The 14008-nt window shown below is 44.1% G+C and carries 15 protein-coding genes; 7 read left to right on the top strand and 8 right to left on the bottom strand.

Annotated elements, in window-relative coordinates; genetic code table 11:
* The first annotated feature begins 70 nt into the window (after positions 1 to 70).
* Positions 71 to 1453: a nucleobase:cation symporter-2 family protein gene (locus L2W36_RS07575; protein WP_236109715.1), complete on the top strand. Its 1383-nt coding sequence runs from the start codon at positions 71 to 73 to the stop codon at positions 1451 to 1453.
* Positions 1454 to 1537: 84 nt separating this feature from the next.
* Here L2W36_RS07575 and L2W36_RS07570 read toward each other — a convergent pair whose 3' ends face one another.
* The 5 genes from L2W36_RS07570 to ugpB are packed head-to-tail and all read right to left on the bottom strand — an operon-like array spanning position 1538 to position 6547.
* Positions 1538 to 2350 (bottom strand): HAD-IIB family hydrolase, encoded by an 813-nt coding sequence (locus L2W36_RS07570; protein ID WP_236109714.1) that lies wholly within the window; start codon positions 2348 to 2350, stop codon positions 1538 to 1540.
* Positions 2343 to 3449, bottom strand: a complete 1107-nt coding sequence (locus L2W36_RS07565) for a sn-glycerol-3-phosphate import ATP-binding protein UgpC (RefSeq protein ID WP_236109713.1) — start codon at positions 3447 to 3449, stop codon at positions 2343 to 2345. Before L2W36_RS07565 ends, L2W36_RS07570 begins: the two co-directional genes overlap by 8 nt.
* Complete coding sequence (gene ugpE / locus L2W36_RS07560; RefSeq protein ID WP_006072237.1) at positions 3450 to 4298, bottom strand: sn-glycerol-3-phosphate ABC transporter permease UgpE; 849 nt, start codon at positions 4296 to 4298, stop codon at positions 3450 to 3452.
* A complete protein-coding gene (ugpA, locus tag L2W36_RS07555) occupies positions 4298 to 5179 on the bottom strand; it encodes a sn-glycerol-3-phosphate ABC transporter permease UgpA (protein WP_006072238.1) in 882 nt (293 codons plus the stop codon). Before ugpA ends, ugpE begins: the two co-directional genes overlap by 1 nt.
* Positions 5180 to 5239: 60 nt before the next feature.
* Positions 5240 to 6547 carry a sn-glycerol-3-phosphate ABC transporter substrate-binding protein UgpB gene (ugpB, locus tag L2W36_RS07550; protein ID WP_236109712.1) on the bottom strand — a complete coding sequence of 436 codons (1308 nt, stop codon included), beginning with the start codon at positions 6545 to 6547 and terminating at the stop codon, positions 5240 to 5242.
* Between the two features lie 241 nt (positions 6548 to 6788).
* Between ugpB and L2W36_RS07545 the strand changes: the two genes are divergently transcribed.
* Both L2W36_RS07545 and L2W36_RS07540 read left to right on the top strand, forming a co-directional pair.
* Positions 6789 to 7523, top strand: a complete 735-nt coding sequence (locus tag L2W36_RS07545) for a glycerophosphoryl diester phosphodiesterase (RefSeq protein WP_062461069.1) — start codon at positions 6789 to 6791, stop codon at positions 7521 to 7523.
* A gap of 63 nt (positions 7524 to 7586) precedes the next feature.
* The gene (locus L2W36_RS07540; RefSeq protein WP_031493606.1) at positions 7587 to 8351 is read left to right on the top strand and encodes a DeoR/GlpR family DNA-binding transcription regulator; all 765 of its coding nucleotides are present in this window, start codon (positions 7587 to 7589) and stop codon (positions 8349 to 8351) included.
* On the opposite strand, the gene L2W36_RS07535 is transcribed toward L2W36_RS07540, so the two are convergent.
* Positions 8348 to 9490 carry an HD-GYP domain-containing protein gene (locus tag L2W36_RS07535; RefSeq protein ID WP_006072246.1) on the bottom strand — a complete coding sequence of 381 codons (1143 nt, stop codon included), beginning with the start codon at positions 9488 to 9490 and terminating at the stop codon, positions 8348 to 8350. The genes L2W36_RS07540 and L2W36_RS07535 overlap by 4 nt on opposite strands.
* A gap of 231 nt (positions 9491 to 9721) precedes the next feature.
* On the opposite strand from L2W36_RS07535, the gene L2W36_RS07530 reads away from it, so the two are divergent.
* The 4 genes from L2W36_RS07530 (at position 9722) to nqrM (ending at position 12564) form a co-directional block, all read left to right on the top strand.
* Complete coding sequence (locus L2W36_RS07530) at positions 9722 to 10813, top strand: PfkB family carbohydrate kinase (RefSeq protein WP_236109711.1); 1092 nt, start codon at positions 9722 to 9724, stop codon at positions 10811 to 10813.
* Positions 10807 to 11724, top strand: a complete 918-nt coding sequence (locus tag L2W36_RS07525; RefSeq protein ID WP_006072250.1) for a pseudouridine-5'-phosphate glycosidase — start codon at positions 10807 to 10809, stop codon at positions 11722 to 11724. Before L2W36_RS07530 ends, L2W36_RS07525 begins: the two co-directional genes overlap by 7 nt.
* A 186-nt stretch (positions 11725 to 11910) precedes the next feature.
* Positions 11911 to 12351, top strand: coding sequence for a NifB/NifX family molybdenum-iron cluster-binding protein (locus L2W36_RS07520; protein WP_006072252.1), 441 nt, complete (start codon positions 11911 to 11913; stop codon positions 12349 to 12351).
* A gap of 12 nt (positions 12352 to 12363) precedes the next feature.
* Entirely contained in the window at positions 12364 to 12564 is a 201-nt protein-coding gene (gene nqrM, locus L2W36_RS07515) for a (Na+)-NQR maturation NqrM (protein WP_006072254.1), read from the top strand.
* Between the two features lie 14 nt (positions 12565 to 12578).
* On the opposite strand, the gene L2W36_RS07510 is transcribed toward nqrM, so the two are convergent.
* Entirely contained in the window at positions 12579 to 12851 is a 273-nt protein-coding gene (locus tag L2W36_RS07510) for a DUF134 domain-containing protein (RefSeq protein ID WP_236109710.1), read from the bottom strand.
* A gap of 3 nt (positions 12852 to 12854) precedes the next feature.
* Complete coding sequence (locus L2W36_RS07505; protein WP_198557680.1) at positions 12855 to 13874, bottom strand: AbrB family transcriptional regulator; 1020 nt, start codon at positions 13872 to 13874, stop codon at positions 12855 to 12857.
* Positions 13875 to 14008: the final 134 nt, after the last annotated feature.

Raw genomic sequence — 14008 nt, 5'->3', positions numbered from 1 at the left:
TTAATGGTATGCATATTGCTTAATCTTTGTGGTCTTAGTTGTATACAATCAAAAATACATAGGGAATCACATGGAACAGCAACATAGCAGTGACTTAATCTACGGACTGGATGATAAACCTTCGGTCAAAGCCGCGAGTTACGCCGCACTTCAACATGTTTTGGCGAGTTTTGTCGGCATTATTACCCCGACATTAATTATTGGAGGAGTGTTAGGACTTGGTGACCATATCCCATACCTTATTAGTATGGCGTTGATGGTCTCAGGAGTAGGCACTTTTATACAAGCGAAGCGAATTGGCCCAATTGGTGCTGGCATGATTTGCGTTCAAGGAACAAGCTTTGCTTTTTTAGGCTCTGTCTTGGGGGCAGGCTTTCTTGTTAAGGCTAACGGGGGAGAACCGGATGAAATGCTCGCGACCATTTTTGGTGTGTGTTTCTTCGGTGCTTTTGTTGAAATAATCTTGTCGAGATTTATCGATAAACTTAAAGCGGTCATCACTCCTGTTGTCACGGGCATTGTGATTACGACTATTGGTATTTCGCTGATCAAAGTGGGTATTACTGACATCGCTGGTGGTTTCGGCGCCGAGGACTTTGGCTCTGCATCTAACTTAGCACTAGGCGGTGCAGTTTTGGCAACCATAGTGATTTTAAATTTGAGCCGCAATACCATGGTGAGATTATCTTCGATTCTAGTTGGGTTATTGATCGGGTGGTTAGTGGCGATGATGTTGGGAAAAGTCACCATGCCAGACTTTTCATCGCAACCATTTCTGAGTATTCCTATCCCTTTCAAGTACGGATTCGCGTTTGATTGGCAAGCTTTTCTACCGATTGCTTTTATCTATCTGATTACCGCGATTGAATCGACGGGTGACCTAACTGCCAACTGTCTGTTTTCAAAGCAGAAGATTGAAGGTAAGCAGTACATAAAACGAGTAAAAGCGGGCGTGTTGGCAGATGGCATAAATTCAATGATTGCAGCGGTGTTTAATACCTTCCCGAATACCACCTTTAGTCAAAACAATGGGGTGATTCACCTGACTGGAATTGCCAGTCGTTACATTGGATACTTCATTGCTGGCATCTTATTCTTACTTGGTCTGTTTCCAATACTTGGAGCTATCTTGATGACGATACCGAAGCCTGTGTTAGGCGGGGCAACCTTGGTAATGTTTGGTACTGTGGCTGCAGCAGGCATCAAAATCATCGCAAGCGAAACACTAGATAGACGCCGAATTATGACTATCGCTATTTCACTGGGGCTAGGGTTAGGCGTTATGCTGGTACCGGATTTGCTAAAAGAAGCCCCAAAACTGGTACAAACTATATTGGGGTCACCAGTGACAATGTCGGGCATCGCGGCGTTAGTTATTACTGGATTGCTGTCATTGGTGAAAGACAAGCCGCAAGAGACAGTGCTGAAATCTCAGTCATTACCTGAGGCGTAATACCTTTCTGCAACGAACATAATCAGGTATTTAGTCGGGATGGAAAGGCCGTCGTTAACAGACGGCCTTTTGGTTATCGCTAAGTTAAGCACTGTGACGAGCTTCGACCAGTTGCTGAGCCAATTCAGCAAACCCGTATCCACCATTACCACTAGTTATATAACTGGGTTTCGCCCGCAGTTTTGACAGCAAAGGCGTTAGGTTATTTACGCCAAATGTAATGGGTAGCCAATCAAACATCGACTCGTCGTTGAGTGAATCACCAATGTAGGTCAGTGTTTCCAATGCAAATACGTTCTGGTTACCGCATACTTTAAGGTACTGTTCGCTGCTGAACCGTTTACTGTGTTCACCGAGCCAAACATTGATGTGAATGGAACTCTGAGTGGCTTTCACTTTTTGTCCGTTAACGACTAGCGAGCGAATCTCATTGAGTAGTCGTGTGCTAACATCGTCTGCGACAGGTTCACGGTCTTGTCCGAGGTTAATAGCAACATCGCAAAATCTATAACTTTGGTCATTAGCAAACTCGATCCCAGGGTAGTGAACAAGTAACGTTTCTAGACGCTGTAACAGTATTTTCTGGTTGCTTCTCATCTCGTCCATCGGTTGTAGTGAGTGGACGTGAAACCCTTGTTGGTTTTTCATCATCCAAAATGCACCATTTTCCCCAATGACACCATGAACTGGCCACAGCTTGGCAATTTGGTCACACCACCCAGCGCAAGCGCCAGTGACAGCAACGACTTTAATCCCACTCGACCTTAGTTTATTGAGGGCGAGTAATGTCTCGGGAGGCAATGCTCCTTCCCAAGTCAATGTATCGTCCACATCGGTGAACAGCCATTCGATCTTTCTCGCTTGATGTGGCGATAACGCAGATAACGACTTAGGCATTAATGACCTCTTGCTGAAGAGTAGTGTGATCGTTGAAATGAAGGCGCTTTGAGGTTTCACTGCTGAAAAGATGAAGATGCTGTCGATCAACATCAATACCAAGTTGGTCACCAATGGCTATTTTAGAGTGACCTTCGACACGGACAACCAGTTTTTGAGGCTCACTTCCGGATGTGATGCAATAGAGCAATAGATCAGCCCCTAATGCTTCGATGAGCTCAACTTCTACATGCAACCAAGGGTCAATGTCGTTTAGCGTCAAATGTTCAGGCCTCAGCCCTAGTTTGACTGAGCCAAGGTTAAGAGCTTTGGTATCCATTTTGAATAGCGATGAACCTAGTTCTATACCTTCAGCGGATATTTTGGCGTCGAGAATGTTCATGGATGGTGAACCAATAAAGGTTGCCACAAACAGAGATTCTGGATAGTCATAAATATCTAAAGGAGTGCCCACTTGCTCAATATTACCTTTATTGAGTACCACCAACTTATCGGCTAGCGTCATGGCTTCGACTTGGTCGTGCGTAACATATACCGATGTAGTGCCAAGGCGACGCTGTAGGCGTTTTATCTCAAGCCGCATTTGAACTCTTAGCTTGGCATCCAAGTTGGATAAGGGCTCGTCAAATAAAAAGACTTTTGGTTCGCGCACAATGGCGCGGCCCATAGCCACCCTCTGACGCTGACCTCCGGAAAGCTGCTTCGGTTTTCGGTCTAATAAACCATCGAGCTCGAGCATTTCCGCAGCTTGGCCGACAAGGCGCTGTATTTCCGCTTTTGGCGTTTTGCGATTGCGTAGTCCATAGGCCATATTGTCGTATACCGTCATATGCGGGTATAACGCATAGTTTTGGAATACCATTGCAATATCGCGTTCACCGGGTTCTAGCTCGTTCACGATGTTGTCGTCGATACGCAGAGTACCTGAACTGATTTCTTCCAATCCGGCTAGCATACGTAGCAGGGTGGATTTGCCACAGCCACTTGGGCCAACAAGGACAACCATCTCACCGTCATCGATGTCGAGGTTGATATTAGGGATCGCTTGGTAACCATTTGGGTAGCATTTAGCGATATTTGAAAGAGTAAGCGTTGACATTTATTTCTCCGAATCTACCAAGCCTTTGACGAATACTTTTTGCATTGCAATAACCACGATGACTGGCGGTAACATGGCGATGATGGTGGTGGCCATAATCTTGTTCCACTCGATCACGCCATCGACGACGCCAAGCATTTGTTTAATACCCATCACTATGGTGTAGTACTGGGCATCAGTGGTAATGAGTAATGGCCAGAGGTATTGATTCCAACCATAAATGAAAGTGATCACGAATAGCGCTGCAATATTGGTGCGTGAGAGAGGAAGCAGAATATCGAAAAAGAACTTAATCGGACCTGCGCCATCAATGCGTGCCGCTTCGACTAGCTCATTCGGCACGGTCATAAAAAACTGCCTGAATAAGAATGTTGCCGTTGCACTCGCGATGAGAGGAATGGTTAATCCCGAAAACGAGTTAAGCATGTTCAAATTAGTGATGACTTCGAACGTCGGCATGATTCTCACTTCGACCGGTAACATTAACGTGAAAAAGATCATCCAAAACGCAATCATTCGTCCAGGAAAGCGGAAAAAGACCACAGCATAAGCCGATGTTATTGAAATAGTCAGTTTTCCTATGGTGATACACAGCGCCATGATAAGAGAGTTGGTCAGCATGTGTGTGATTGGAAGCGCGTTGTTATTAAATGTACTTTCATTGCTCAGCAGGTCTGAGAACACACTAAATCCCAGATCGCCAAACCATAACGGTGTGCCTGTTGCAAACTCAGTGTTCTCATGTGTCGTCGCTACCAAAGCGATCCACACCGGTAAAGCAATAGAAACAATGCCTAGTACAAGAATAATGTGACAAAACACATTGAAAAGAGGTCTTCTTTCTACCATTAGTACGCTACCTTTTTCTCAACGTATTTGAATTGAATAACGGTCAGCATTGCTACCAAAACCATAAGAATTACCGACTGTGCTGCTGATGAACCAAGATCGAGTCCGATAAAGCCATCGTTATACACTTTGTATACCAGCGTCGATGTACTGTTACTTGGACCGCCTTGTGTCATTGCATGAATAATGGCGAAGGTGTCGAAGAAAGCGTAAACAAAGTTAACCACGAGTAAGAAGAAGCTGGTTGGGGAAATAAGCGGAAAGCTAATCGTTAGAAAGCGTTTCACCGGACCACTACCATCAATTGCAGCAGCTTCGTGCAACGATTTAGGAACCGATTGCAAGGCAGCTAAGAAGAAGAGGAAGTTGTAACTGATCTGTTTCCAGGTTGAAGTTATTACTACCATCCACATGGCATGACTTCCGTTTAATGTTGGATTCCAATTAACCCCAAACCAATTCAAAATATCGGTAACAACCCCAATGGTTGGGTCAAACAAAAATAGCCATAGAGATCCTGCAACAACGGGTGCTACCGCGTATGGCCAGATGAGAAATGTGCGATATACCGTGGCACCTCTAACGATATGCTCAGCAAAAGCAGAGAGAATGAGCGCACTGACTAATGCCAGCAGTGCAACGCTGATACTAAATTGGATCGTAGTGAAAAAGGAATCAAGGTAATAGCTATCGTTGAGAAGCTTAGTAAAGTTCTCTAGACCAACAAACTCACGGCTGATGCCAAACGCATCCTCCAACTGAGAAGACTGAAATACAGCCTGACCTGCGGGCCAAATAAAGAAGACAAGGGTAATAATTAGCTGAGGTGCGATTAACGCATAGGGCAGCCATTTATTTTTAAAAACAACTTGTGATGACATACGGTGTACCAAAGAGCCGTCATTCTCAATTAGAAAATGACGGCGAAAAGACAAAGACAATTATTTTTGTGTGCGTTCAAAGCGGCGCAACTGCTCGTCACCACGACGAACGGCATTGTTAAGTGCAGACTTAGCGGACGCTTTACCTGCCCACACGGCTTCTAACTCTTCATTAATGATGTCGCGGGTTTGTAGGAAGTTACCAAAGCGAATGCCTTTTGAGTTCGCTGTTGGTGTTGTTGATGTCATTTGCAATACCGCAGTATCCGTTCCTGGATTCGCTTGGTAGAAGCCTTGTTGTTTAGTCAGCTCGTAGGCTTGTTTGGTGATAGGTAGGTAGCCAGTGAACTGGTGCCAATCTGCTTGAACTTCAGGGCTCGACAAATACGTGAAGAACTTAGCAACGCCTTTGTATTCTTCTGACGTATGGCCTCTAAGTACCCAAAGTGATGCACCGCCAATGATGGTATTTTGTGGCTTTGCAATTAGGTCATCATCGTACGGAAGCTGCGCAACGCCTACATCGATGCCCTTCATGTTCTCTTTAATCCCCGCTAGACCAGCAGAAGAGCCCATAGTCATCGCACACTCTTGTGTGTAAAAAAGAGGCATGCCATCTGATTGACGGCCGCCATATTTGAAGATGCCTTCTTTTGACCAATCGCCCATTTGTTGGATGTGTTTTACATAAGGCGCGTCATTGAATTTAAACTCAGTATCAAAACCACCGAAGCCATTATTCTCAGTCGCCACAGGAATGTTGTTACGTGCACCGAAGTTCTCTATTTGAGTCCAGGATTGCCATGTGGTTGTGAAGCCACATTTCGCTCCTGACGCTAACAGCTTACGCGAGACCGCTTCCATTTCCTTCCAGGTTTTTGGTGCCTCTTCGATACCTGCTTTTTTAAACATGTCTTTGTTGTAGTACATCACAGGTGTTGAGCTGTTAAACGGCATAGACAGCATCTGTCCATCGTTCGTAGTGTAATAGCCCGTTACCGCGGCAAGGTAGTTATCTGCGTTAAATGGTTCTTTAGTATCAGCCATTAGCTCATAAACAGGGTAGATAGCTTGCTTAGCACCCATCATGGTTGCGGTACCTACTTCGAATACCTGTACGATTGCTGGTTGCTCTTTTGCTCTGAAAGCAGCAATGGCACTGGTCATGGTTTCTGCGTAGCTACCTTTGTACACTGGCTTAATCTCGTATTCGGATTGGCTAGCGTTAAAGTCGGCGGCAATTTCATTGACCTTTTGACCTAAAGCGCCACCCATGGCGTGCCACCATTCAACCTCGGTTTTCGCGTGTGCTTGAACACTGATAACTGCCATTGTTGCCGCAATTGCCGTGAGGTGCTTAATAGACATATCTTTTCCCTTATGATTTTAAGTATCTGTTCAACAAGACAAGAGCAAATGTTCGCTTGTGTTGTTTTATCTGCTCCATTTGTTCAAGTGAAAGTTAAACGACGAAAATGACGCTTAGGTGACAGTTAAATGAACTTATTTGAAAGGTTTCGTTTTCATCAAAGATGGTTTTAACTGCAATACGCTTGTCATAAAGGGCTGGGATGCTGCATGTGAAAATAAATGAACATATGAGGTAAACATGAAAACAACAGCGCATCGCGGTGTATCGAGTCTGGCACCAGAAAACACATTAGTAGCATTTCAACTTGCTGCTCAACAGGGTGTCGAGTGGATTGAAATTGATGTTCAATTGAGTGCTGACAAAGTGCCTGTGGTTATTCATGACCAAACGGTAAACCGCTGTACTGACGGCAGTGGCAAGGTAGCTGATCTGTCACTGAAAAAGCTGCAAGAGTTGGACGCGGGGTTATGGTTCGGAGAACAATATAGAAATGAACGTATTCCTTCCTTGTCAGAGACATTGTGTTTTGTACAGCAACATAACATTAGCTTAAATATCGAGTTAAAGGTCTACTCAGGTGATGATATTGAATTGCTATGTCAACAGATAGCTGCAGTCGTAGCGGAGGTTGGCGTTTCCTATGAGCAATTGTTGTTTTCTAGCTTTAATACCCAAGCACTTATGGAAATGAAAGCTAAAATACCTAGTATTCGCCGTGGACAGTTGTGGCAATCAATCCCAGAGAATGCTTTAAGTGTATTAAATGAACTAGAGGCGTTTAGTGTGCATTGTGATTATCGTTTTTTGACGGAAAAGCTCGCCAAACATGTAAAAACTGCCGGATACCAATTGTATTGTTACACCCCTAATTTCCCTGAATTGGTGGAAGCGCACTGGAAATGGGGGGTTGATATGATGATCACTGACGAACCTCATTCTTATTTGATGCAAGCTGAAACGGTTTTCTCGTAGTGGTAGCTAACACTCAGTTGTTAAAATCGAATAACACATATTGAAAAAGTAGAACCAAAAACAATGCATAATTTAAGCCTGCGGCAGCAAAACGTTATCGAACTTATTCAGCATCAGGAATATTGCACAATTGAAGAGCTTTCGGCTCACTTTAATGTCACGACACAAACCATTCGGCGTGATATCAACGAACTTTGTGCGTTAGGTCTGGCAAGACGTCATCACGGTGGCGTCAGTTTACCCACAACATTAACGAATCGAAGCTTTGCCTCTCGCAGCGCAACGAATTTGAGTGAAAAACAGATTATTGCAAAACAAGTGGTTGAGTTAATACCGGACGGCTGTACTTTGTTTCTTGGCATTGGCACCACCATAGCCGCCATCGCGGAAAAGTTAGGTAATCAGAAAGAGCTAAGAGTTGTGACCAATAACTTCCAGGCTGCTCATATATTGTCTCAGTACGACCATATAGAGACTTGGATACCAGGCGGTCGACTGAGAACCAACGATGGTGATGTTGTGGGTGACAGTATCGGTCATTTCTTTGGCCAATTTTCCGCGGATATCGGGATAGTGAGTTGTGCGTCGGTGAGTCTCGCATCCAGTGTCTCATTGAGCGCCGACATTTCACCACTAGAGTTAAAACAAGAAGAGTACGCCATGGAACATCAGCTTCGTGAAGCCTCTGTCAGCCAAGCGATTATTGCCGGCTCGCAGCAAAAATGGCTAGTGGCTAACAGTACTAAATGGCAACGGAAGGCCGGAGCCCGCGTTGCGCCACTTAGCTATTTTGACCGTATATTCGGTTCGGCTTCAGGAGTAAGTTAAGCCACTTGACCTGATGTCAAAGGCTCTGGCGGAAATCGCTCATAGATAGCTCTAAACTTATCGATGTTATCCATTAACATTTGCACAATGATAGGGTCAAACAAGCTTCCTGCTTCTTGGCGAATATAGTTTTGAGTATCGTCCATTGTCCAAGCGTGCTTATAGCTACGCTTGCTCAATAAGGCGTCAAACACGTCTGCGATAGTGATGATGCGAGCTTCGAGTGGAATGTCATTCCCCATAATTTTGCAAGGATAACCATTGCCATCGAATCGTTCGTGGTGGCAGTAAATAATATTCTTAAGAAATGCGACCTCCGCGCTGGAGGCGGTCATGACATCAATGTTGTTCAACACTTCATCAATAATATCGACACCATAATCGACGTGTTTATCCATGATGGCTTTTTCTTCAGGGGTGTAACGATGAGGGCTAAACAAAATATGGTCAGGAATACGATATTTGCCGATATCATGAAAAGGGGAATAGAGCTCAATCCATTGAATAAAACGGTGATCGACAGGTAACTTTACTGCTAATAATTCGGCCAGCAGCTTGCTGTAAAGGCTCATACGTTGCAGATGGTCCGCAGTTTCGGGGTCGCGTTTATGACTAATGCGAAGTGCCAATTGCAACGCCTGCAAAAACATTTGATGTTTGTACCTATCATGACAAAGTAAGCTTGTGATCACCTCTTTTACAAACAATAAGTCCGCATGCAGCTCGCCGTCGCTAAAATAGTCGGCTTTAGTAGCATTAAAGAAAAGCACCGCCCCATGGCGCTCATCTATTTTTAATCCCATCGTGAAGCTACTTCGGTGTCCTAGTTTCCTTAGCCGCTCATTTCTCGTGTTTGGGCTAAGCTCGTTGAGGTCTGCAACTACTCGAATTTCTTGATTATCTATGATTTTTGTCAGTGGTTGGCAATGCTCTGCATGGATTGAAATGACATCGAAGTAATCGCTGGTGTCTTGATGGTCAATGACATGGAAGTTTTCGAGATGGTCGTGACTGGTAACGGACACACACAATCTCGACAGAAAAGGGTGTTTTTTTCTGAGGCTTTTGAAGAGCTCATCAATGCCGTTTCGACAACTTAACGCTCGGTTGGTGCTGGCAATACAATCAATATAATCCATACGTTTCTTATCATTAGTTTTTATATGGTTATTGTAATATTAGCCACTACTAGGAGACTTCTTCAAGTGACGGATTTCACGATTGAAAGTGTAAAGGAGTGAATATGCGCCTAGTGGCAATGATCTGTGATCACGTTATCAAGTTGAATCTTTGAGCGTGGAAAACGTTTGCTTCGAGTAATTTGACAAATTATTATCCAAACAAAAGTTTGAACAACCGGACAAGTGTTTATGACTGAGCGTGAGCAGCAGATTTTAGAGTTAATCAAACAAGACCCAATGATAGCCCAGCATACTCTTGCGGATATGTTGGATTTAAGTCGAAGTGCCGTTGCAGGCCACATAATGAACCTGACTAAAAAAGGCTTCATTGAGGGCAAAGGTTATGTCATTGCTCCAGAACGATTCAGCGCTGTCATAGGCGGTGCCAATATGGATCTTTGTGGCCGTTCAAGTTCTGATTTGGTGATGGGGGATTCTAACCCTGGTGTACTAACTTCAGGAGCTGGAGGTGTTGCACGTAACATTGCTGATAACTTGTCTCGACTAGGCAGTAAGGTGCAGTTTGTTGGTGCAATCGGTGATGATCTTTGGGGCGAGCAGCTGTTAGATTCTTGCCGAAACGCAGGCGTTGGTGTTGACCATTGTTTAACCGTTCCAGGTAAAGCGACCAGCACTTATTTGTCGATTCACGACCAGAGCGGTGAGCTTCAGCTTGCACTAAACGATATGGCGTTAATTGATGAGCTTAATGTTGAGCAACTTTCTAAACGCGCTGCAGTATTTAATCGCTCATCTGCCATTGTGCTCGACGCAAACTTAAGTGAGTCGGCACTGGATTATTTATTCCACGCACATGCGGATAAAGCAATTTTCGTTGATCCTGTGTCATCAGTTAAAGCAGGAAAAATAAAGCCTTATTTGGAATATGTGCACACCTTAAAACCAAACCTTTCTGAAGCCGAACTTTTGGCGGATTGTAAGATTGAGCATCCGGATCAGTTGCCAGACGTTGCTAACAAACTGCACGCATTGGGTGTTAAGCGTCTGCTAATCAGCCTTGGTAAAGAGGGCGCCTATTCGAGTGTTGAGGGTCAAGGTGAGTTTATTCCGGCTTCGAAAACACTAGTAAACAATGTCACCGGAGCGGGTGATGCGCTGATGGCGGGTCTTGCTCATGGTTATCTACAAAACTGGGGTTGGCAGCAGAGCGTGGAGTTTGCACTTGGTGCAGCCCGATTAGCACTCCAATCCAGTTCAACAATTAATTCAATTATGTCTGAAAAGGCAGTCTCTCGTTTAATAGAGGAATCAACATGTTAGAGAAGTATCTAGATATTCAACCTGAAGTTGCGCAAGCATTGGCTGAAAACAAACCTGTCGTGGCACTGGAATCAACGATCATTTCTCACGGTATGCCTTATCCACGCAATGTAGAGACCGCGCTTTTAGTTGAAGAAACAATCCGTGAATCTGGCGCTATTCCAGCGACTATTGCTATCATAAAAGGCCGCCTAAAAGTTGGTTTAGATAAAGAACAGATCGAATATTTGGGTAAAGCCGGTACTAGCGTGACCAAAGTCAGCCGCCGTGACATTCCTTTTATGGTGGCAGGCGAAAAAGACGGTGCGACAACAGTAGCAGCGACAATGATTTTGGCAGAAATGGCAGGGATACGTGTATTTGCTACAGGTGGCATCGGTGGTGTTCATCGTGGTGCTCAAGAAACATTTGATATCTCTGCTGACCTTCAAGAGCTTGCAAATACAGATGTTGCTGTAGTGTGTGCAGGCGCGAAGTCAATTCTAGACTTAGCACTTACTCGTGAATACTTGGAAACGCAAGGTGTACCTGTTATTGGTTATCAAACCGATAGTCTGCCAGCGTTCTATACCCGTGAAAGTGAGCATGGCATCGACTACCGCCTAGACTCAGCACAAGAGATCGCAATTGCGCTGAAAGCGAAATGGGAGATGCAACTTGCTGGTGGTGCAGTGATTGCCAACCCAATCCCTGTAGAATACGCGATGCCAGTGGAAACTATCAACTCTGCGATCGAGCAAGCGTTGGCAGAAGCAGATGAGCAAGGTATCGCTGGTAAAGAATCGACACCATTCTTGTTAGCTCGAGTTTGTGAACTAACAGGTGGGAACAGCCTTGATTCAAACATTCAGTTGGTCTTAAACAATGCTCGTCTTGGTGCCGCTATTGCTAAGTCGTATTGTGAAGCTTAATAGTTTCTAGCTTCGTCTCTATATTCAAGCCCCGCCCTAGTTAGGCTCATTTGCTAGGGTGGGGCTTTTTGATCTTGGGAAAACGCTGTTTCTCATTTTACAGATGTTAATATTGCAAATTTAGTTATTGGCATATGCTAATTATAGGAGTAATTTAAGCACCATTGTTCAAATGGAGGAACTCTTATGATCGTTGCTATCCCATTCAATAATGATTCTATATCGTCTCATTTCGCCAAAGCACCTCAAATTTTGTTGGTTGATACTTCGAAAAATAGTCAGCATAGGTTGACCTTACCTGACGCTTCTCAAGGTGGCTGCGGGAACAAAAAACACTGGCTCGACATCATCAAACAATATGACGTAGAGACCGTCGTGGTTCGAAATATAGGCAAAAAAATGCTTGGAGCTTTGTTCAATTCGGGCGTCAATGTCAGGTCTGCACCTGTCAGAACACATATTGACGATATCGACTTTGATACCCTAAATAAAGTGGAATCACTTGATTATGGCCGGGTGAATAAGCCAAAACACAATACTTGCTGTTCTGGCCACGAACCGAAACGAAATAAACTCGCGCCTAGTACGGTCCATCATATTAGAATGAATCTCAAATCGATTAAGTGACGGGGTAACATTATGGAAGTACTGTTCGCTATTATTGCGTTTTTGGCGGCAATTGCGTTAATGGCTATTGGTGTGATGTTTAAGCGAAAAGCCATTCAAGGTAGTTGTGGTGGACTTGCGAGTGCTGGCATCGATGGCGAATGTGACTGCAAAGATAAGTGTGCGACAACTCATAAAACCTTGTATCAAATACAAGAGCCTAGAAAGCACTAATCTTTAACGGGTTCTTATTTAATAACGAGTGCTTGACCGTTAATTAGGCAAGTCGCGACTTTCAAACGGGCAGACTTTACTATGTTGGCAAAAGTCTGCCTCGATACTTGCATCTCTTTCGCTGCATCAATCTGGTTCATACCATTGAGATCTGCCAGTCTTAATGCCTCTAATTCATCGGGTAACAATGCCATCTTATCGAGCTCAGAAAGTGGTACACCATTAGGTTTGAAACATTCAAAGGGAGCACGGCCGCAGATACGACGCTGTTTTTTAGGCCTAGCCATTGTTTACATCCTACTTAGTCTTTGCAGTGGCGATTTTAATACCACAGGCATCATATACAACATCATTAATCGCATCACATGATTTATCGCAACAAATGCGGGTTCCAAACCCAATAATAGAGCTACTGCGGTCATCGCTTCAACGCTGCCAGGTACCCAAGCAAGCAATAACACTTCCCAATCTGTGCTGGTCAAGTAACTAAATATCAGGGCGTAGACTAAGGTTACGGTGACGCCCAGCGCAGTTACAATAAATCCAGCTCTAGAATATTCAACGGCGTCTTTTAATGATGTAGGAGCCAAACGGGTGCCAATTAGCACGCCTAGAATTGCTGTTGCAAACATAATAAATAGCTCAGGTACTACCAAATGAAGTGACGAAAATTGAGCGTTAAACATCGCAGCAACAATCAGACTGGTTAACAGGTAAGGGGCTGGGATACCGATCTTTCCAACGATCTTACCAAACACAAAACTCAGCACAGTAAGCAGAATAAGATAAGGGATTTGTGCTAATGAAACCGTTTGGCTGAGCTGAGACGTTCCTTCCCCGGTTGTTGCAACAATTCCCGCCAAGACAACTAGCAGAAGTAAGCGGATTGAATGCGAAAAGATGATTTTGGGAGATGGTTTTTCTTGTTCTTCACTGATTACCAGAATTGCTGCCATTGCTCCGGGAATAGCGCCAAGTAAGGACTCAAAAGGCGTCCATTTTTCTTGCTTATAGAGCCAGAAAAAATTCACGGTGGTTTGTGACAACATGCATAGAATCAAGCCCATAAATAAAGGCAGTGAAAAAGAGTCAATAAGTTCACTTGTATGCACAGTGATACCAATACTCAGGCCAAGAATAATCTGAATCGTAGTGAGGATCGCACTGGGTAATCTTACGTCTGTTTTGGTTAAGCGCAGATACATTACAACAAAGAGAGCCGCGGAAAATAGCTCACCGAGCGGTATCGGTAACACACCGCCAAGAAGTGACCCGATAAGTCCTACCAAGATGGTTCTTAATACTTCCATGTACAACATACCAGATAAATGAATTCACACGATTGTACGCGATTTCAGGAATTCAAGACATCTATTTACAGAATTTGATGCTACTCAGATTTGCAATATATCCAAACTAAACAATACTTTATTGATAATAATAA

The organism is Vibrio sp. McD22-P3 (genome assembly GCF_021568915.1).
Lineage (GTDB): Bacteria > Pseudomonadota > Gammaproteobacteria > Enterobacterales > Vibrionaceae > Vibrio > Vibrio mediterranei.
This window is presented reverse-complemented; position numbering and strand designations above follow the sequence as displayed.